The 18,821-nt window shown below is 58.0% G+C and carries 18 protein-coding genes and 1 pseudogene; 15 read left to right on the top strand and 4 right to left on the bottom strand.

All coding sequences use genetic code 11. The features are described from left to right. The first annotated feature begins 74 nt into the window (after positions 1-74). From H8S55_RS01470 to H8S55_RS01545, 15 genes and pseudogenes are all read left to right on the top strand, one after another. Positions 75-617, top strand: a complete 543-nt coding sequence (locus H8S55_RS01470; protein WP_147560684.1) for an NUDIX domain-containing protein — start codon at positions 75-77, stop codon at positions 615-617. Positions 618-646: 29 nt separating this feature from the next. Then, complete coding sequence (locus H8S55_RS01475) at positions 647-1,366, top strand: response regulator (protein WP_186877506.1); 720 nt, start codon at positions 647-649, stop codon at positions 1,364-1,366. 47 nt (positions 1,367-1,413) lie between these two features. Further along, positions 1,414-3,207 carry an ATP-binding protein gene (locus tag H8S55_RS01480; protein WP_366467131.1) on the top strand — a complete coding sequence of 598 codons (1,794 nt, stop codon included), beginning with the start codon at positions 1,414-1,416 and terminating at the stop codon, positions 3,205-3,207. Continuing rightward, positions 3,200-4,534 carry a hypothetical protein gene (locus H8S55_RS01485; RefSeq protein ID WP_186877507.1) on the top strand — a complete coding sequence of 445 codons (1,335 nt, stop codon included), beginning with the start codon at positions 3,200-3,202 and terminating at the stop codon, positions 4,532-4,534. The genes H8S55_RS01480 and H8S55_RS01485 overlap by 8 nt, the downstream gene beginning before the upstream one ends. 2 nt (positions 4,535-4,536) lie before the next feature. Continuing rightward, positions 4,537-5,358, top strand: a complete 822-nt coding sequence (locus H8S55_RS01490) for a two-component system regulatory protein YycI (protein ID WP_186877508.1) — start codon at positions 4,537-4,539, stop codon at positions 5,356-5,358. A gap of 19 nt (positions 5,359-5,377) precedes the next feature. Further along, complete coding sequence (locus H8S55_RS01495; RefSeq protein WP_186877509.1) at positions 5,378-6,208, top strand: glutamate racemase; 831 nt, start codon at positions 5,378-5,380, stop codon at positions 6,206-6,208. Positions 6,209-6,235: 27 nt separating this feature from the next. Continuing rightward, complete coding sequence (locus tag H8S55_RS01500) at positions 6,236-7,369, top strand: THUMP domain-containing class I SAM-dependent RNA methyltransferase (protein WP_186877510.1); 1,134 nt, start codon at positions 6,236-6,238, stop codon at positions 7,367-7,369. A 225-nt stretch (positions 7,370-7,594) separates the two neighbouring features. After that, the gene (locus H8S55_RS01505) at positions 7,595-7,879 is read left to right on the top strand and encodes a co-chaperone GroES (RefSeq protein WP_147560696.1); all 285 of its coding nucleotides are present in this window, start codon (positions 7,595-7,597) and stop codon (positions 7,877-7,879) included. Positions 7,880-7,953: 74 nt separating this feature from the next. Next, entirely contained in the window at positions 7,954-9,582 is a 1,629-nt protein-coding gene (gene groL, locus H8S55_RS01510; protein ID WP_186877511.1) for a chaperonin GroEL, read from the top strand. A 471-nt stretch (positions 9,583-10,053) separates the two neighbouring features. Next, positions 10,054-10,749, top strand: coding sequence for a tetratricopeptide repeat protein (locus tag H8S55_RS01515; protein ID WP_186877512.1), 696 nt, complete (start codon positions 10,054-10,056; stop codon positions 10,747-10,749). Positions 10,750-10,865: 116 nt separating this feature from the next. Beyond that, positions 10,866-12,263 carry an AAA family ATPase gene (locus H8S55_RS01520; RefSeq protein ID WP_186877513.1) on the top strand — a complete coding sequence of 466 codons (1,398 nt, stop codon included), beginning with the start codon at positions 10,866-10,868 and terminating at the stop codon, positions 12,261-12,263. Beyond that, entirely contained in the window at positions 12,260-13,120 is an 861-nt protein-coding gene (locus H8S55_RS01525) for a hypothetical protein (RefSeq protein WP_207721663.1), read from the top strand. The genes H8S55_RS01520 and H8S55_RS01525 overlap by 4 nt, the downstream gene beginning before the upstream one ends. Then, positions 13,120-13,923, top strand: coding sequence for an agmatine deiminase family protein (locus tag H8S55_RS01530; RefSeq protein ID WP_186877515.1), 804 nt, complete (start codon positions 13,120-13,122; stop codon positions 13,921-13,923). Before H8S55_RS01525 ends, H8S55_RS01530 begins: the two co-directional genes overlap by 1 nt. Further along, positions 13,920-14,255 carry a CPCC family cysteine-rich protein gene (locus tag H8S55_RS13995; protein WP_243200416.1) on the top strand — a complete coding sequence of 112 codons (336 nt, stop codon included), beginning with the start codon at positions 13,920-13,922 and terminating at the stop codon, positions 14,253-14,255. Before H8S55_RS01530 ends, H8S55_RS13995 begins: the two co-directional genes overlap by 4 nt. Before the next feature lie 784 nt (positions 14,256-15,039). Beyond that, positions 15,040-15,216 (top strand): annotated as a pseudogene (locus H8S55_RS01545) (MATE family efflux transporter); the annotation flags it as partial. Between the two features lie 112 nt (positions 15,217-15,328). On the opposite strand, the gene H8S55_RS01550 reads toward H8S55_RS01545, so the two are convergent. The 4 genes from H8S55_RS01550 to H8S55_RS01565 all read right to left on the bottom strand — a co-directional run bounded on the left by H8S55_RS01550 (position 15,329) and on the right by H8S55_RS01565 (position 18,820). After that, on the bottom strand, positions 15,329-16,609 hold the full coding sequence (locus H8S55_RS01550; protein ID WP_147560712.1) for a TRAP transporter large permease: 1,281 nt from the start codon (positions 16,607-16,609) through the stop codon (positions 15,329-15,331). Beyond that, the gene (locus H8S55_RS01555; protein ID WP_186877516.1) at positions 16,610-17,137 is read right to left on the bottom strand and encodes a TRAP transporter small permease; all 528 of its coding nucleotides are present in this window, start codon (positions 17,135-17,137) and stop codon (positions 16,610-16,612) included. It abuts the gene before it with no gap. 111 nt (positions 17,138-17,248) lie between these two features. Beyond that, positions 17,249-18,292, bottom strand: coding sequence for a TRAP transporter substrate-binding protein (locus tag H8S55_RS01560; protein ID WP_186877517.1), 1,044 nt, complete (start codon positions 18,290-18,292; stop codon positions 17,249-17,251). 123 nt (positions 18,293-18,415) lie between these two features. Next, positions 18,416-18,820 carry an aconitase X swivel domain-containing protein gene (locus H8S55_RS01565; protein ID WP_147560719.1) on the bottom strand — a complete coding sequence of 135 codons (405 nt, stop codon included), beginning with the start codon at positions 18,818-18,820 and terminating at the stop codon, positions 18,416-18,418. Position 18,821: the final 1 nt, after the last annotated feature.

Consider the following 18,821-nt stretch of genomic DNA (forward strand, 5'->3'; position numbering starts at 1 on the left):
AGCGCTTTACCCGACGTGTTCCTTGTGATATACTGTAACATGATATATTATCTGCAATAAAGGAGGACCTCAACATGGACCTTGCAGAACATAAAGTCTCCGGCAAGACGATCTTCAACGGCAAGATCGTCCGTCTGGATGTGGACCAGGCCCGGCTGCCCGACGGGAGCATCGCCACCCGGGAGGTGGTCTATCATCCCGGCGGGGTGGCCATTCTGGCCCTGGATGAACAGAACAACGTGTCTTTGGTGCGCCAGTTCCGCTATCCCTTCGGAAAGCTGCTGCTGGAGCTGCCTGCGGGCAAGCTGGACCACGGGACGGAGGAGGACCCCCTGGTGGGGGCCAAGCGGGAACTGAGCGAGGAGGCCGGACTGGAGGCCGCCCACTGGACCTATCTGGGCTGTATTCTGGCCTCCCCCGGCTTTTCCAGCGAGGTGCTGCACATGTACCTGGCCCGCCAGCTGACCCCCACCCCCCGGCACCCGGACGAGGACGAGTTTCTGGACGTGCTCACCATGCCCTTTGACGAACTGTTCGCCCAGGTGATGGACGGCACCGTCACCGATGCCAAGACGGTGGCCACGGTTTTAAAGACGAAATATCTGCTGGGTCTGTGACCCGGCCCGCTTGACAAAGGAGGAAGTCTGTGGCAAAGACCATTCTCATCGTGGAGGACGAACAGAACATCGTGGACATCCTGTCCTTCAACCTCAGCCGGGAGGGCTATCAGACCCTGGAGGCTCTGGACGGCCCCACCGGCCTTCAGCTGGCCCTGGAGCAGAACCCCGACCTCATCCTGCTGGACCTGATGCTGCCCGGGATGGACGGCTTTGAGGTGTGCCGCCGGGTGCGGGAGAGCGGCTCCTCCACCCCCATTCTCATGCTCACCGCCCGGGAGGAGGAGGCCGACAAGGTCCTGGGGCTGGAGCTGGGGGCGGACGACTATATCACCAAGCCCTTCTCTGTGCGGGAGCTGCTGGCCCGGGTGAAGGCCAACATCCGCCGGGTGTCCATGGCCGCCAACGCCAATCAGGAGGCCGCCCCTGCGGCAAAGCCCGACGGGGACACCCTGCGTCTGGGCCGGGTGTCCATCGACCGCTCCCGGGCCACCGTGAGCAAGGACGGCCAGCCCCTGGACCTGACCCAGCGGGAGTATGACCTCATCTGCTTTTTGGCCGCCCAGCCCGGAAAGGTGTTCTCCCGGGAGGCCCTGATGGAGCACGTTTGGAATTACGAGGGCTATGTGGGCGACGTGCGGGCCGTGGACGTGGCCGTCCGCCGTCTGCGGGAAAAAATTGAAGACGACCCCGCCTCCCCCCGGTTCATTGTGACCAAGCGGGGCATGGGCTACTTTTTTGCCGGATGAGCGGCCAGAGCGCCGGGACCACGGCCAGGGCCGCCGTGGAGCATCCCGTGAAAAAGGGGTCAGGCGCCATGGGCAGCGTCCACATGAAGCTGGTGATGATCATGGTGCTGCTGATCGTCTGTCTGATGACGGTGGTGGGTGCCTTTCTCATCAACTCCGTCAGCGCCTTTTATCTGGAGGACTTCTACTCTCAGATCGCCCAGGTCTTTCTGGACGAGGAGCTGTGCCGTGACCTGACCACCAAGGTCGACGGCGAGGAGGACGGGGCCGCCAAGCTGGGCGAGATCTTAAAGGCCTACGCCGGTGAGCTGGGCGTGGACGGCCGCAACCGCAAGCTGTATATCCTGGACAGCAACGGCCAGTGCCGGGTCCGTCCCGCCGGAGACACCGATCCCCTGCGCTATACCAGCAACCTGACCTTTGCCCTGACCACCGGACTGGAGACGGGGGAGTCCGGCGACGAGAGCAATCTGGCCGTGGACTATATGGACGTGGCCATCCCCATCCACCGGGGGGATGACGGCTATATCATCTATATTCTGGACAACAAGGCCACCGCCAACGACCTGACCGACCAGATGTTCCTCCTCATTATGGAGGCCCTGGTGTTCGGCCTGGTCATCACCGTGCTGCTCACCTTCCCCCTGTCCAGCACCATGGTCACCCCCATCCGCCGCCTGACAGAGGGCTCTATGCGGGTGGCCCGGGGGGACTTCTCCCATAAAATCGAGGTGGCCTCCCAGGACGAGATCGGCGTGCTCACCGACACCTTCAACGACATGGCCGGACAGCTGCAGGACACCCTGCGCCAGGTGGAGAACGAGCGCAACAAGCTGGACACCCTGTTTCTCCACATGACCGACGGCGTGGTGGCCTTCTCCCGCCAGGGGCAGGTCATCCACTCCAACCCCGCCGCCGCCCGGATGCTCCACCAGAGCATCGACGAGACCTCCTCCTACGGTCAGCTCTTCGGTGAAGCCGCCCCGCTGGAGCAGGTGCTGGCCGCCCCCGACCATCTGGAGGCGGAGCGCCAGGTGCGGGACAGCTATCTCCAGCTGCTCATGGCCCCCTTTGACCGGGGCCGGGAGGGGGGCGGCGTGCTGGTGGTCATCCACGACGTCACCGAGCAGCGCAAAAGCCAGGAGCTGCAGCGGGAGTTCGTGGCCAATGTCTCCCACGAGCTGCGCACCCCCCTGACCAACATCCGCTCCTATGCCGAGACCATCTCCGACAGCGTGGGCGATCTGCCCCCGGATATGGAAAAGAAGTTCCTGGGCGTCATCCTCAACGAGACCGACCGCATGACCCACATTGTCCAGGACCTGCTCACCCTGTCCCGGTTCGACTCGGGCAAGGACGAGCTGAAGCTCACCCGCTTCTCCTTTGCCGAGGCGGTGCAGAGCCTTTACCATGCGGTGTATATGGAGGCCCGCCGCCACGACCACCAGCTGAAGCTGGAGCTGGAGCCCGATCTGCCCGCCATTGTGGCCGACCGGGAGCGCATCGTCCAGGTGATGATGAACGTGGTGTCCAACGCCATCAAATATACCCCCGACGGGGGCCACATCACCATCTCTGCCGGACGGCGGGGGGACCTGGTGTGGATGGTGGTGGATGACGACGGCATCGGCATCCCCGCTGCCGACCGCCCCCGCATCTTCGAGCGGTTCTACCGGGTGGACAAGGCCCGCTCCCGTCAGTCCGGGGGCACCGGTCTGGGACTGTCCATCGCCAAGGAGATCGTGGCCCTGCACCAGGGCTCCCTGCGCATTCTGGATAAAGAAGGCCCTGGCCTTGCCGTGTGCCTGGAACTGAAAATTGAGGGACCGGACCATGAATAACACTGCAAAAAAGCGCCTGGCCATTGAGCTGGGCAAAGACCTCCTCATCCTGCTGCTGTGCTGCACCGCGGTTCTGCTGGCCATGCGGGGGCAGCTGTTCGCCTCTGCCCCCCGGCTGTTCGGGGGCCAGGACACCCGCCAGACCGGCACGGTGGAGCCTGTCTCCGGCATCCAGGCCGACGCCGCCTGTCCCCTGCGCATTGCGGTAAGCCTCCCCGGCACCGGAGGAGCTCCCGCCCGGCTGGGGCTGCAGTATGATCCCGCCGCCTGTCAGGCCCTGTTCCAGCAGCTGGCCGCCCCCCTGGCCGAGGCCCTGTCCGCCGCAGGCACGCCGGAGCAGGTCTCCCGCCAGCAGTGGGAGCAGGCCCTGTCCGCCGCCCCCGGGGTGGTGCTGGACTTTCAAAGCCCCATGCCCCTGCCCGTGCTGGTCCACTGGCTGGCCGGGGAGGATGCCGGACTCACCGCCCAGGCCCGGCGGCTGGCCCTGTATGTCCAGGGGGACGGTCTGGCCCTGTGCTGGCGGGACGAGACCTCCGGGGCCTATTTCCACGCCAGCGCCCAGGGCGTTGATGCCGGGGCCCTCACCGATGCCCTCAGCACGCTCACCCCAAATGGCTCCCAATTCGCCTTTGAAAACCCGGACTACGACCGCCTGGACCCGGACACCCTGCTTCTTCCCCAGACTGCGTCCATGCCCGTCTACGCTGTATCAGACCCCATGGGGGACGGACGGGATTCCTTGGAGACCCTGATGGGCTATCTGAACATCTCCGCCGATGCCAGCAGCTTCTATTCCGCCGGCAGCGAGCAGGTGGCCCGCAGCGAGAGCGACTCTCTGCGCCTGTCTCAGTCTGGCTTTGCCACCTATGAGGCCGGCGAGGCCCGCTCCGGCCGTTTTCCCGTCCCCGTCCGCGGGGACCAGATCACCCTGGCCGATGCGGTGGATGCCTGCCGCCGTCTGGCCGCCGCCACCGTGGGATCTCACTGTAGCCAGGCCCGTCTGTATCTGTCCGGGGTCACCCAGCAGGAGGACGGCCTGGAGGTCTGCTTTGACTACAGTCTCAGCGGCGCGCCGGTGCAGCTGTCCTCCGGCCACGCGGCCCGGTTCTGGGTCAGCCAAGGCCAGATCGTCAAATTTGAGCTGAGTTTCCGCAGCTATGCCAAACAGGCGGGCACCGCCGCCCTGCTGCCCACCCGTCAGGCCGCCGCCGCCCTGGCCGTCGAGCATCCGGGCCATGAGCTGCTGCTGGTCTATCGGGACGCAGGCGGAGATACCACGTCCGCCGACTGGGCCGCCGCGGGGACATCTTCCCAGGAGGAGGGCTGACCATGGAGTGGCCAAAACTGAAAAATATCATTCTGGTCATTCTGGTCATGACCAACCTGTGCCTGTTTTTCTTCGTGGCCCAACGGGAGTGGCAGCAGTATCACTTTCAAAACCAGGCCCGCAAGGATGTGGTGGCCTTTCTGGCCAGCCGCAGCATCACCGTGGACCCGGACATTCTCCCCCGGGATCGGGATACCATGCCCCCCCTGACGGTGGTGCGGGATCTGGAACAGGAGGCCACTCTGGCCGCCCGGCTGCTGGGCAGCGACGTGGAACGCCAGGTCTCCGGCGGGGCGGTGTACCGCTACTCCGGTCAGAACGGCTCCATCCAGTTTCATAACGACGGGTCCTTTTCCGCCCGCTTTGCCCAGGGGGCTTTCCCCACCGACAATGACCCCGCCGCCAGCGCGGCCGTCCTGCTGGAACGGCTGGACTTCACCGGGGAGCTGATCAAGCACACAGATGACTCCCTCACCTTCCGCCAGACCTGGCAGGGCGCACCTCTATTTTTCAATCAGGTGACCCTGGCGATGCAGGACGGTTTTTTCACCGCCATCACCTCCGGCCAGCGGCTGGGCGGCACCCCCACCGAGGACGGCACCCGCCAGGCCCTCCCCCCCGCCTCCGCCCTCATCCAGCTGCTTCAGGGCATCAACGAGCTGGGAGATGTGTGCAGCAGCATCGTGGGCATCCAGCCCGGCTATGCCGCCCGCTCCGCCCTCACCGGTGTCACCCTGCTCACCCCCGTGTGGCAGGTAAGCACCGACACGGTGGTCTATCAGCTGGACCTGGTCTCCGGCGCAGTCACGCGCCTGAGCGAGTGAAACGTGATGAGAAAGGATCGTGAACCCTGTGTTTGACGCAAACAGCCCCGTCGGCGTTCTGGATTCGGGCATCGGCGGCTTCAGCGTGGCCCGGGCGGTGCAGCAGCTGCTGCCCGCCGAGCAGCTGATCTATTTTGGCGACGGTGCCCATATCCCCTATGGCAATCATCCCGAGGACAAGATCGTGGCCATGGCCCGGTATATGTTCTCTTTTCTGGAGCAAAAACAGGTAAAGGCCCTGTTGGTGGCCTGCAACACCATCTCCTGCGTCATCGACCGGTGCGCCGACGCGGTGTCCTGCCCCACCTTTAACGCCGTGCAGGCGGGGGCAAACGCCGTATCCCGGCTGGACGTGGAAAAGGTCGGGGTCATCTCCACCGTGTTCACCCACAATTCCCGGTGCTATCCCCAGCGTATTCTGGCCCAAAGCCCCAAAAAGCTGGTGGTGCTCAGCTGCGGCTGCCCCGACCTGGCCCGGCTGGTGGAACATAATCTGGGCGACCCCGGCGGCATGGCGGCGGTGGAGGCCGACCTGCACCAGGAGCTGGACCACATGGTCTATGACGATCACATCCAGTGCTGTGTGCTGGGCTGCACCCACTATCCCCTGGTGTCCGACACCATAGAAAAGCTCTATCCCGGCCTGCCCCTCATCGACCCGGCCCAGCAGATGGCCCAGGAGCTGCGCGCCTATCTCACCCGGTCCGATCTCCTGCGGAACGCAGGTCTGCCCGGGCGGCTGGACGTGTTCACCACCGGAGATGTGGACGAATACGCCCTGCGGGCCCGTCAGGTGGGGCTGGACCCGGTAAATTCCGTGTCCTATTATCCCCCCATGTCCCTGGACTGACCACACGAAAGAACGAGGTATTATCTTATGGAAAATTTGACCTTCGCCGTGCCCACCCTGTTCGGCCTGGAGGGCCTGTGCGCCGATGAAATGCGCCGTCTGGGGCTGCCCCAGGTACAGGCAGAAAATGGCCGGGTGCTGTGCGGCGGCACCTGGGCCGACCTGCCCCGGCTGAATTTAAATCTGCGCACCGGCGAGCGGGTGCTGATCGTGCTGGGCACCTTCCCCGCCGGGGACTTCGAGGCCCTGTTCCAGGGGACCCGTGCCCTGCCCTGGGAGCGGTTCATCCCCAAGGGCGGCCAGTTCCCCGTGAAGGGGCACTGTCTGAATTCCGCCCTCCACTCCGTCCCCGCCTGTCAGGCCATTGTGAAAAAGGCGGTGGCCGCCCGGCTGGGGGCCAAATACGGCCTGAACACCCTGCCGGAGACGGGGGCTCTGTACCAGATCCAGTTCTCCATCATGAAGGACACCGCCACCCTGATGCTGGACACCAGCGGGCCGGGGCTCTATAAGCGGGGCTATCGGGCCCAGGGGGTGGACGCCCCCCTGCGGGAGACCCTGGCCGCCGCCATGGTGCTTCTATCCCGCTACCGGGGCCGCGACCCCCTGTGCGACCCCTTCTGCGGCTCGGGCACCATCCCCATCGAGGCCGCTTTGATCGCCAAAAACCGGGCCCCCGGCTTAAACCGCACCTTCTCCGCCCAGAAGTGGACCTGTGTGGACAAAAAGCTGTGGCTTCAGGCCGCAGACGAGGCCATGGACAAGGAATTTGACGGCGACTATGAGATCTGGGGCGGCGACCTGGACCCTCAGGCGGTGGAGCTGGCCCGGCACAACGCCCAGCTGGCCGAGGCGGATGACCTGGTCCGCTTTGAACAGGCCAACGCCTGTACCTTCCACTGGGGCGGACTCTATGGCCGGGTGGTCACCAATCCCCCCTATGGCGAGCGCATTATGGAGCGGCGGGAGGCCGAGGAGCTCTACCGGGCCTTCGGCAAGGCCTGGGCCAAGTTCCCCGACCGGTGGCAGCTGTTTTTGCTGTCCTCCCACACCGAGTTCGAGCGGACCTTCGGCCGCCCGGCGGACAAAAAGCGCAAGCTGTACAACGGCATGCTCAAGTGCGACCTGTTCATGTATCTGGGCCAACAGAAAAAACGATAAGTTTAGCACTCACGCCGCTCATTTGTGAACAGAACGTAAATTCAAGAAAAATCAACCCCGATTTTTTCAAATTAGGGGTTGATTTTTTTGCTTGAAACGGTTATTATCATAGTTGTGGTTGGCACTCAATTAAAAAGAGTGCTAAACCCTCAGGAGACGCCCGTCGGGCGGTCCTGTTTTGATTTTGTTGATACCAATATCTATCATATAAGGAGGAGACCCATTATGAAACTCAAACCTTTGGCTGACCGTGTGATCGTCAAGCTGGTAGAGGCGGAGGAGACCACCAAGGGCGGCATCATCCTGGCCGGCGCCGCCAAGGAGAAGCCCGAAGTGGCCGAAGTCCTGGCTGTCGGTCCCGGCGGCATGGTGGACGGCAAGGAGGTCGTTATGACTGTGAAGGTGGGCGACAAGGTCATCACCAGCAAGTATGCCGGCACCCAGGTCAAGCTGGACGGCGAGGAAGTCACTATCGTCCGCCAGAACGACATTCTGGCCATCGTGGAGTAAGTTCCCCCACAACAAAATTTCAGGCGCATGAAGCGCCTTGATATTCTCATCTCATTTATTGGAGGTTATGCTTTATGGCTAAAATCATTTGCTACGGCGAAGAGGCCCGCAAGGCCCTGGAGAAGGGCGTCAATCAGCTGGCCGACACCGTGAAGATCACCATGGGTCCCAAGGGCCGCAACGTGGTGCTGGAGAAGAAGTTCGGCGCTCCCCTCATCACCAACGACGGTGTGACCATCGCCAAGGAGATCGAGCTGGAGGACCCCTTTGAGAACATGGGCGCTCAGCTGGTGAAGGAGGTCTCCACCAAGACCAACGATGTGGCCGGCGACGGCACCACCACCGCCACCCTGCTGGCTCAGGCCATCGTCCGTGAGGGTCTGAAGAACCTGGCCGCCGGTGCCAACCCCATGGTCATGAAGAAGGGCATCGCCAAGGCCACCACCGCCGCCATCGAGGCCGTGAAGGCCAACAGTCAGAAGGTCAACGGCAGCGCTGACATCGCCCGCGTGGGCGCGGTCTCCTCCGGCGACGAGGGCATCGGCCAGCTGATCGCCGAGGCCATGGAGAAGGTGGGCCACGACGGTGTCATCACCATCGAGGAGTCCAAGACCGCCGAGACCTATTCCGAGGTGGTCGAGGGTATGCAGTTCGACCGGGGCTACATCACCCCCTATATGGTCACCGACACCGAGAAGATGGAGGCCAATCTGGACGACGCCCTCATCCTCATCACCGACAAGAAGATCTCCAACATCCAGGAGATGCTGCCCCTGCTGGAGCAGGTGGTCAAGACTGGCAAGAAGCTGCTGGTCATCGCCGAGGACGTGGAGGGCGACGCCCTGTCCACCCTGATCGTCAACCGTCTGCGCGGCACCCTGAACGTGGTGTGCGTCAAGGCCCCCGGCTTTGGTGACCGCCGCAAGGAGATGCTGCAGGATATCGCCGTGCTCACCGGCGGCACCGTCATCTCCGCCGACGTGGGTCTGGACCTGAAGGAGGCTCAGCTGAACATGCTGGGTCAGGCCCGCCAGATCAACGTGACCAAGGAGAACACCACCATCGTCAACGGCGCCGGCGATTCCGAGGCCATCAAGGCCCGTGTGGCCCAGATCAAGAGCCAGATCGAGACCACCACCTCTGACTATGACCGGGAGAAGCTGATGGAGCGCCTGGCCAAGCTGGCCGGCGGCGTGGCCGTCATCAAGGTCGGCGCTGCCACCGAGGTGGAGATGAAGGAGAAGAAGCTGCGCATCGAGGACGCCCTGAATGCCACCCGCGCCGCTGTGGAAGAGGGCATCGTGGCCGGCGGCGGCACCGCCTATCTCAACGCCATCCCCGCCGTGGAGAAGCTCTACGCTGAGACCGAGGGCGACGAGAAGACCGGCGTGCAGATCATCGCCCGGGCCCTGACCGCCCCCATGAAGCAGATCGCCACCAACGCCGGCATCGACGGCTCCGTGGTTCTGGAGAAGATCCGTGAGTCCGGCAAGATGGGCTATGGTTTCGATGCCTATAACGAGGTGTATTGCGAGATGATCCCCTCCGGCATCGTGGACCCCACCAAGGTGACCCGCTCCGCTCTGGAGAACGCCGCCTCCATCGCCAGCACCCTGCTGACCACCGAGTCCCTGGTGGCCGACAAGCCCCAGCCTCCCGCTCCCGTGGCCCCCGCTGCCCCCGACATGGGCGGCATGTACTAAGAGATAGCTGCTAACCCTTGAAATTGCTGGATTTTCTGTAAGTGGTGTGGCTGATTTACACCAAATTTACACCAATTCAGCGCTTAATAGGCAAAAACCTCCCCGATGCTTTGCATCGGGGAGGTTCCTTTTTATTTACCTTTAAACGCTATTGGAATCGCCCGATAGTCCATAGGCCCGATTGAGATGGCAGTAAAGAGTGGAGTATTCTGATTGGGCTCGATTGATTCATATAGTTCTTCTTTCTTTGTCAAACGGCTCAGAGTATTGTGGTGTCACAATGCTTTGAGCCGTTTGACATATCCGGCACTTTAGTACACAGCTTTTCTCACTGAGAATTCAGTTCCGTTAAGACTATCAGATGATATCTGTTTCCAAATTGTGCCGACAGTTTATTTATAAATCAAAAAATAAGGTCAAAAGAAAAAAGGTGCTATACTGTGCGAAAACACCTGATAGGAGGAAATCTGTATGGAAATCACTCTTGATTCGAGATTTGTGCAATATTTGGAGCTGCGAAATCGGGCGCTCAAAAAACGGGAACCCACAGCATTGTATCAACTGGCTCAGGTTTATTCACACATGAACGGTAAGGAAGCGAAGCGGAAGGCCTATGAGCTGTACAAAATCTCGGCCGCATTCGGATATGCAGAAGCACAGTTCATGATGGGAGTGTGCTGCGAAAACGGCACAGGAATCAGACGGAGCGAACAAATGGCGATTATGTGGTATCTGCGCGCGGAAATCAGCGCTGCCAGCGACATCGCTGATCACTCAGAGTTTGTAGAGAAAACGGAACAGGAGCGGCTTCGCCTATATCGTGAGGATCCCTACTTTGCGGCAGAAATGGATGATGCCGCATATGCTCAGCTTGATTTACAGGAAGATGCAGCCATAGATGAAATTGCCTTTGCCGCAGAAGCTGGCGATCCGGCAGCACAGGACTGTTTAGGCCACAGCTATGCTCTTGGCTGCAACGGCCTTGAAGAAGATCATAAAGCGGCTGAGTACTGGCACCGCAAATCTGCCCAGCAGGGTTGGCTGGCCGGTATGCACCATCTGGCCCAGTTTTATAAACGAGCGGAGCGGTATCGTGAAGCTGCGGAGTGGTATCGAAAATTCGCAGAACTTCGTATCAAACAGCGCAAGACAGAACTGGGCTGGTAATGCAGAAAGGCAGGATGGAGCTTGAAGAATGCACTGGTTTTTAAATTATATCAAAAACTAAGGTCTTAATTATAAGGGTGCTATACTGACGACAAAAAAGAAAAGGAGTTGCACATATGAACGCATTTGACAAGGTGATCGGATACAAATCCATCAGACGGGAACTGCTGCAGGTCTGTGATATGATCCGCAACCGCGCAATATATGAGGAAATGGGTGCCCGCTTGCCTCATGGATTGCTGCTGTATGGCGATCCGGGCTTGGGAAAAACGCTTCTGGCAAAATGCTTTACGGAAGAAAGCGGATTGAACACCATAACGGTGCGGCGGGATCAGGGCGGAGATGCCTTTGTCAACAGCATTACACAGGCATTTGCCAAAGCAAAGGCCGAGGCGCCGGCCATACTCTTTCTTGATGATATGGATAAATTTGCCAACGAAGATGATTCCCGCTGTGACGCACCGGAATATGTAGCAGTACAGGCAGGGATCGATGATGTAAAAGAAACCGAGGTCTTTGTCATCGCCACGGCAAATGAGATTCGCAAGCTGCCGGACTCCCTGCTCCGCTCCGGCCGGTTTGACCGAAAGATTGGAGTTTACGCGCCGTCGGCTGCCGACGCTGAAGCAATCATTGCCCACTACCTGACAGAGAAACGTATTTCCGATGACATTAACATGAAAGACCTGACCATGATGATGAGCTATCATTCCTGCGCCGAGCTGGAAACGATTCTGAATGAAGCAGCTGTCCGTGCAGCCTTTGCGCGCAAAGAGAGCATCGGCATGGAGGATATCACGAGCACCGTGCTGAAGCAGCAATATGGCGCGCAGGAGGAGATCTCTCATGTTGCTAACGAAATTCTGGAAAAGGTAGCTCTTCATGAGGCCGGACATCTGGTGGTAAGCGAAATTCTGTGCCCCGGCAGCGTTGGGTTTGCGTCGCTGCTTCCCTCCAGGGAAAATCGTTGCGGCGGCTTTGTCCATAATTGCAAGGTACTTCCCGATTCCTATGAAGCGATCATCGGGCTGGGCGGCAAAGCCGCCGTAGAGATGCGATATGCAGGACAGATTGCCGACGGATGCGCCAGTGACATTAAGCGCGTAGTCAACCGCATTCGCGAGGCAACTGCCAAAGAGGGAACACTTGGTTTTTCGCTACTGGATGTTGAAAGCGGTTCCTCTGCCGGTATGTCCGAGAGTCTGAATGCCCGCAGCGAAGCAGCGGTGCAGATGGAACTGGAGCGGTGCTACAACAAAGCCAAAAACATTCTCTCAGCGAATCAAGCGTTTTTTGAGAAAATCACCGAGGCGTTTCTTGAGAAGAAAACGCTGCTTTATTCTGATATCCAAAGCATTCACGGTGCCTTCGCAAAAGAAAAATCCGCGCCGGGAGACGAGGCAGCTTCGGGGTATGACAGCTCCGAAGAACCTTCAGAAGATGAGAAAGTGGATGAGCTCAAGCAGCGTATCCTGCGCAGGCTGGAGGAGCACAGAAGAAATCAATACTGTTGATGGACCTGCTACACTTGTTATTATTCACCTTTTTTGATATGATCGTCATATCAAATCAAGATTTTGGAGAAAATGAAGTGGAATATTTCGGAAAATTGAAGCGCAAAATTGCCGAACTGGTAGACCGCCAGGGAGAAATCCGAGATGAACTTTTGCAAGATATTAATGCAATGATTTTGACACAATATGTTATTCAAGTGAAAGATATCGTCATTGAACCACTCCGTGTCGAAGCGTATCTATATGTGGACGGCAGATTTGAAGACAAATTCATTCACCGTCCAAACAAAAAAGCTCCTTATGGTGCCTGCCAACGGAATCGATTTGGTCAATTATATGTTCATCCCGGTTATAGTGGCGTAGATATCGTATTGTCACTTGAAGAGACCTATGCGTATTCATGCTTAATCAAAAACTCGCGCATTTCAGTAGGCGGCAAGGTCGTAGAACCTTTCGCCAAACAGTATGGGGTTGCAATATTTCTCAAAAAAATTGGATTTCAGATTGGTGATAATCAAGTAGTCTTGAAAAAGAGAGAGTATCCAAGGGAAGATATTGTGTTCAATACCGTAAGAAAAGGGCTTTTATCTATTAAGGAAAGGCCTGATTTTAGTAAGGCGGAGCAGAATCAATTCAATGCGAGACCGATTGCTTCTTTAATTGAGCTAAAGGAACATACATCTTCACAGTTTAATTTTGAAACAGGTTACGGTGGCGACTGGATTGTTATTCAATATCTTAAGAAAGCGAAGGAAGAAAATCCCAATATTACTACAAACCAGTTGAACCAACTCCGCAAAGAGTTGTATCCAAATGGGAGCAAGAATTTGCTGGAGAAAGAATTTGGGAAAATATAATGATTTTACTGCCATCAAGCATTTTTGATAGCCATATCTTTCGCCATTCTGCCGCCAACCTCACCGCAGCGCTTGAAGCCCACAATATTCTCTATCGTTTTCTCTCCAATACCAAGGACATCTGGCTGCGGGATTTTATGCCGGTGCGGACAGGCTCCGGACGATTGGTTTCTTTCCGCTATGAGCCGTCCTACCTAAACGGCTTTCCCTCACTGCGAACCGATTTCCGCCAAGAGATTGCACCGCAACTCCATCTGCCGGTCACATACTCCGACATTAACCTGGATGGTGGAAATATGGTGTATTCGCCCTCGCACCAAAAGGTGATCGTGAGCGACCGTGTTTTTGCAGAGAATCCGGTATCCCCACCCGCAGCGTTGGTGCGGGAACTGGAAAATTGGTTGGAGGCGGAAATTATTATCATCCCGTCCCTAAGAAGTGATATGACCGGCCATGCCGACGGTATGGTGCGGTTTGCGGATGAATATACCGCCATTGGCAACGATGTGCCGTCCACGAACGGTTTGGAGCAGCGCATCAAACACATTCTCCGCAACCATGGCATTGATGTCATGGACTTTCCTTATCAAGATGGTCAAGGCATCAGTGCGGTGGGCTGCTACTTAAATTTTCTCGAAACAGAAAACTGCATTTTTCTGCCGGTGTTTGGCTTGGATATGGACAAAACAGCGGTTAGAACAGCCCAACAGATTTTCAGCAAAGAAATTGTACCGGTTCAGATTTATGAAATTGCCAAACAAGGTGGGTGCCTGAATTGCATCAGTTGGGAGCTGAACGAATGAACCAGTCTTTTCATTTACACAATACACCGGAGGTTCGTTCTGGAATGCATCGCATCGTTGACTGCCCTGTATGTGGAATGAAAACCCTGGATTTTTATTGGATTTGTGAACACTGCGGATGGGAATACAACGGCACAACAGAGGATGAAGAGGAATCGGATGCCAATGGCATGACGCTGACAGAATATGCCAAAGGTTGCGATGCACTTGCAGAGCTACAGGAGAGGCATCCAGAAGAAAATCAACCGAATCTATGGAAATTCCTTTCCCAGGGTAACGCCCCATGTTCTGCGCCACACCTTCTGTACGAATATGTAGCAAGGGGGCATTGATGTGAAAAGTCTGCAATATCTCATGGGACACTCCAATGTCAGCGTGACGCTGGATGTTTACACCCACAGCAGCTTTTATTCTGTCGAGAGAGCCTTTGAACAGATCGCCAGCAGCCTGTAATTTTCATTGTACGAAGTTGGTTGGCTTACGCCACAACTTACGCCAATTCCCTGTCAAGTGGCGTAGATTTGCGTAGAAATGTGTGAATTTCGTCAAAATCAAGGAAGCCGCAAAAAGCGGTTCAAAGCCTTGATAACTCTACGAAAATCTACATTTTCCGTTATATGCGTTTTGCTTCAAAAAGTTGCGGTTTTGAAGGGCGGCATGTACTAAGCTGCGGCAAAAAACAACCGTTTCAAACCGGCACCCGCCCAAAAAGCGGGTTCCGGTTTTTATCTGATCCCCAACACGGAAACCGGCAAAGGCATCCGTAATTGGTCCAAAAAACATTTGAAATCTCCATCCACCCCTGCTATAATAAGCATACAGCGTGTGGCGTTTCTGCGTAAATCCAGTTGCAGAACCGCCACACGCCTTTTTGATGGAATCGGGTGAGAAATGGCAAGATGAAGGAAAACTTCATAGACAAATCGTGTAGCAGAAATGCGTAAGTCCGGGTTTGGCGGACTTACGCATTTCTTATTTTTTGAGAGAAAGGTGATTTTTATGGATACCGGAAATCAGTTTTTGGGGACGGAGCGTATAGGCAAGCTCATGGGGCAGTACGCCATCCCCTGCATCATCTCGCTGTTGGTGGGTGCGCTTTACAACATCGTAGATCAGATGTTCCGTGAGGTGGTGTTCGGCGTGGGCTTTGCTCTGCTGCTGCCGGTGTTCTTCGGCTTGGACGGCGTGCTGTATTCCATGCCGGTGTCGGATATTCTGACCTTTCTCATTTCGGCCATCATCATCGCAAAAACCCATCGGGAATTGAATGCGGAAGGGGTGCAGAACGCATGAAAAGCGCCCACCCCCCAACAAAGGAAAGCACCCCCGCCCACAGGCCCCATCACAGGGGCGCTCCGGGCGGGGGTTTTGGAATTTAGGAAAAAAGTAAGAATACCGTCAAAAATTACGCCAGGGCAAACATGGTGAAGGCGGGCCAATAGGTGACCAGCATCAGCACCACCAGCAGGGAGAAGATGAACCACAGCATGAACTTCATCATCTTGCCGATGGACACGCCGGAGATGGCGGAGGCCACGAACAGGTCGATGCCGTAAGGAGGCGTGCAGAAACCGATGGCCAGGTTCATGGTCAGCATGATGCCGAAGGTGACGGGGCTCATGCCCAGGGCCTCGACCACAGGCAGCAGGATGGGGGCCAGGATGATGGTGGCGGGGATGTTGTCCACCAGGCAGCCGATGACCAGCAGGAAGATGTTGATGAGGATGAGCAGGATGATCTTGTTGTCGGTGACGCCGATGAGGGCGGCAGCCAGGGTGCGGGGGATGCCGGTCAGGCTGAGGTAAGCGGCAAAGGCGGAGGACAGGCCCACCATGAAGGTAGTGGAGCCGTTGATGACGATGGTGTCCCGCAGGGCCTTGTAAACGCCCTTGTTGTCCAGCTCCTTATACACGAAGCGGCCCACGATGTAGGAATAGACCACGCTGATGACAGCGGCCTCGGTGGGGGTGAACTTGCCGGAGTAGATGCCGCCCAGGATGATGACGGGGGACAGCAGGGCCCAAATGGCATCCACAAAGCTCTTGACCACGGCCTTGAAGCTGAACTTCTTGGTCTCGCCCTTAAAGCCATACTTCTTGGCCATGATGTAGCACACGATCATCAGGGCCACGCCCATGGCAAGGCCGGGGATGATGCCGGCCTTGAACAGATCGGTGATGGAGGTGCCGGTGGCCACGCCGTAGATGACGAAGGGGACGCTGGGGGGAATGATGACGCCGATGGTACCGGCGGCAGCGCAGATGGAGGCGCTGAAGCCCTCGTCATAGCCCTTGTCCTTCATGGCGGGGATCATGAATGCACCCACGGCGGAGGTGGTGGCAATGGCGGAGCCGGAGATAGCAGCGAAGAACATGCAGGTGACGGTGGTGACCATGCTCAGACCGCCGGCGATGAAGCCCATGAACGTGTCGAAGAAGTTCAAGATACGCTTGGCGATGCCGCCGCCGCTCATCAGATTGCCGGCCAGCATGAAGAAGGGCACGGCCATCAGAGGGAAGGAATCAACGCCGGTGATGGACTTCTGGGTGATCATCAGCAGGGGGATAGACCCGTCGCCGCAGACCAGAATGGTGAACAGGGTGGCGATGCCGATGGAATAGCCGATGGGCACCATCAGGATCAGCAGAATGAAAAAGGTGAGAAACAGAACAGCTGCGCTTTGCATTTAGGCCACCTCCTTGTTGTCGTCGGAACCGTGGCCGCACAGGCCCTTGATGTCCTCTACTACCTGGCCGATGAGCCGCAGGGTGAAGATGCCGGAGGCCAGGGGCAGCACGATATAGACGATCCACATGGGCATACGCATGGCGCTGGACACATTGCCGCGGGTGATCATCTGCTGCACCAGGTCGATGCCGCTGGTGACCAGGAAGATGTTGAACGCGATGAGCAGGATCGTGGCGATCACATCCACCACCGCGAGGAATTTCTGATTTTTTACAAAGGACTTCAAAATTTCCACTTTGATGTGGGCCTTGTCCTTCTGGGCGATGCTCACACCCATCCAGATCTGCCAGATGAAGATGTAGCGGGTCAGCTCCTCGCTCCAGGTGAGGGAGCTGTTGAACACAGAACGCATGATGACCTGAACAAAGATGATCAGGGTGGTCACCACCAGGCTGGCGCAGAGGACATATTCCTCCAGCTTGTCATAGCCATAGACAAGCTTGCCCAAGAAACTGTCTTTTTTCATAAGGGAATGACTCCTCTCCTCTCAAGGAAACACAAGCAAGGCGGGCCAGAGGGACGAAACCTCTGGCCCGCCCGGCATTTGAATGGGGATACGATGAGATATCAGGGGTGCTTACTTGTTGTAGGAGGTAGCCAGATCAAAGATCTCGGTGCCCCACTGCTGCTTATACTCGTCGTACATGGGCTGCACGGCATCCACAAAGGCCTGGTACTGCTCGTCAGTCAGCTCGTTGACCTCCATGCCGGCATCCTGCAGCTTGGCCACAACGGCATCGTTGTCCTCCAGCTCCATGCTGCGCTGGGTGGTGACCATCTCGGCCACGCAGTCCTTCACCAGCTGCTGGTCGTCGGCGCTCAGACTGTTCAGCCAGTTCTCGTTGGTCAGCACGGCCAGGAAGTTGTGGACGTGGTTATCCAGGGTCAGGTACTTCTGGACCTCCTGGAAGCCGGAGGCATAGATCAGAGTGGGGGGGTTCTCCTGGCCGTTGATGACGTTCTGCTGCAGGCCGGTGAACACCTCAGAGAAGCTCATGGGGGTGGGGTTGGCACCCAGCACCTCGTACATGCGGATGAACACGGGGGAGCTCATCACGCGGATCTTCAGGCCGGCCAGGTCGGCGGGAGTGCTGATGGGGTGAACGCTGTTGGTGGTGCAGCGGGGGCCGTTATAGGTGTAGCCCAGGCTGACAAAGCCGTTGCCGGCGATCCACTCGCTGATCTGGCTGCCCAGGTCGCCGTCCAGGGCGTCAAAGGCGCTCTGAGAATCCTTGAACAGATAGGGCATATCCAGCACGCCGATCTCCTCGTTGTAGGAGGTCAGCACGGAGGTGGAGGGCAGCGCCATCTGGATGGTGCCCATGGCCACGGCCTCGCACAGCTCCTCGTCGCCGCCCAGCTCGGCGTTGGGATAGATCTGAACGTCGATGCGGCCGTCGGACTTCTCCTCGACCTCCTTCTCAAACTCCAGCAGGGCCTTGTGGGTGGAGCGGTCCTCGGCCTCCACGTGGGCCACCTTCAGGACGGTGGAGGCGTTGCCGCCGCCATTGTTGGCGGTGCTGCCGCTGCCGGAAGCGGCAGGAGTCTTAGCGCCGCCGCCGCAGGCGGTCAGGGAGAGGGCAGTGGCCAGAGCCAGGGCAAGGGCAAGAGCTTTTTTCATGATTCGTTTCCTCCTTGTGATCGTTGTGATTTGGAATGTTGAAGCAAATTTGCGGGATCAAACAGGGTATCTATCTCTCAGCCGGGCCCCAAGCCATAGGCCCGGCCAAAATTCAATTTTGCCTTACAGGACCTCTACATAGCCCTCGTCGGCATTGACCAGGATCTGGTCGCCGTCCTTCACGGCGTCATAGAACTCCTGGGGCAGACGGTCCACCATGGGGATCTCCATGATGATGGCGCCGGCCACCAGCACGGGGTCGGGGTCCTGAACGATGAGGGCCGCAGGCATGTTGTGGAAGCGGTCCAGGTGATACAGGCCGTCCTGCTGCACCACAGAGCTGCCCTTGCCGCCGGGGAACAGCAGCACCTTTTGGGCGATGGAGCGGCCCACCAGCTCGTGGTCCTTCTCCTCCATCACGCCGTCCTCGGGACGGACCTGATAGAACATGATGCGGTCATGGGTCTTGATGGCCTCGGCCTGGGCCTTGCCCTCGGAGATCTTGTGGCAGGAATAACGCTTGCTCATT

Origin of the sequence: Flintibacter faecis (assembly GCF_014287875.1) — a bacterium.
Classification (GTDB): domain Bacteria; phylum Bacillota; class Clostridia; order Oscillospirales; family Oscillospiraceae; genus Lawsonibacter; species Lawsonibacter faecis_A.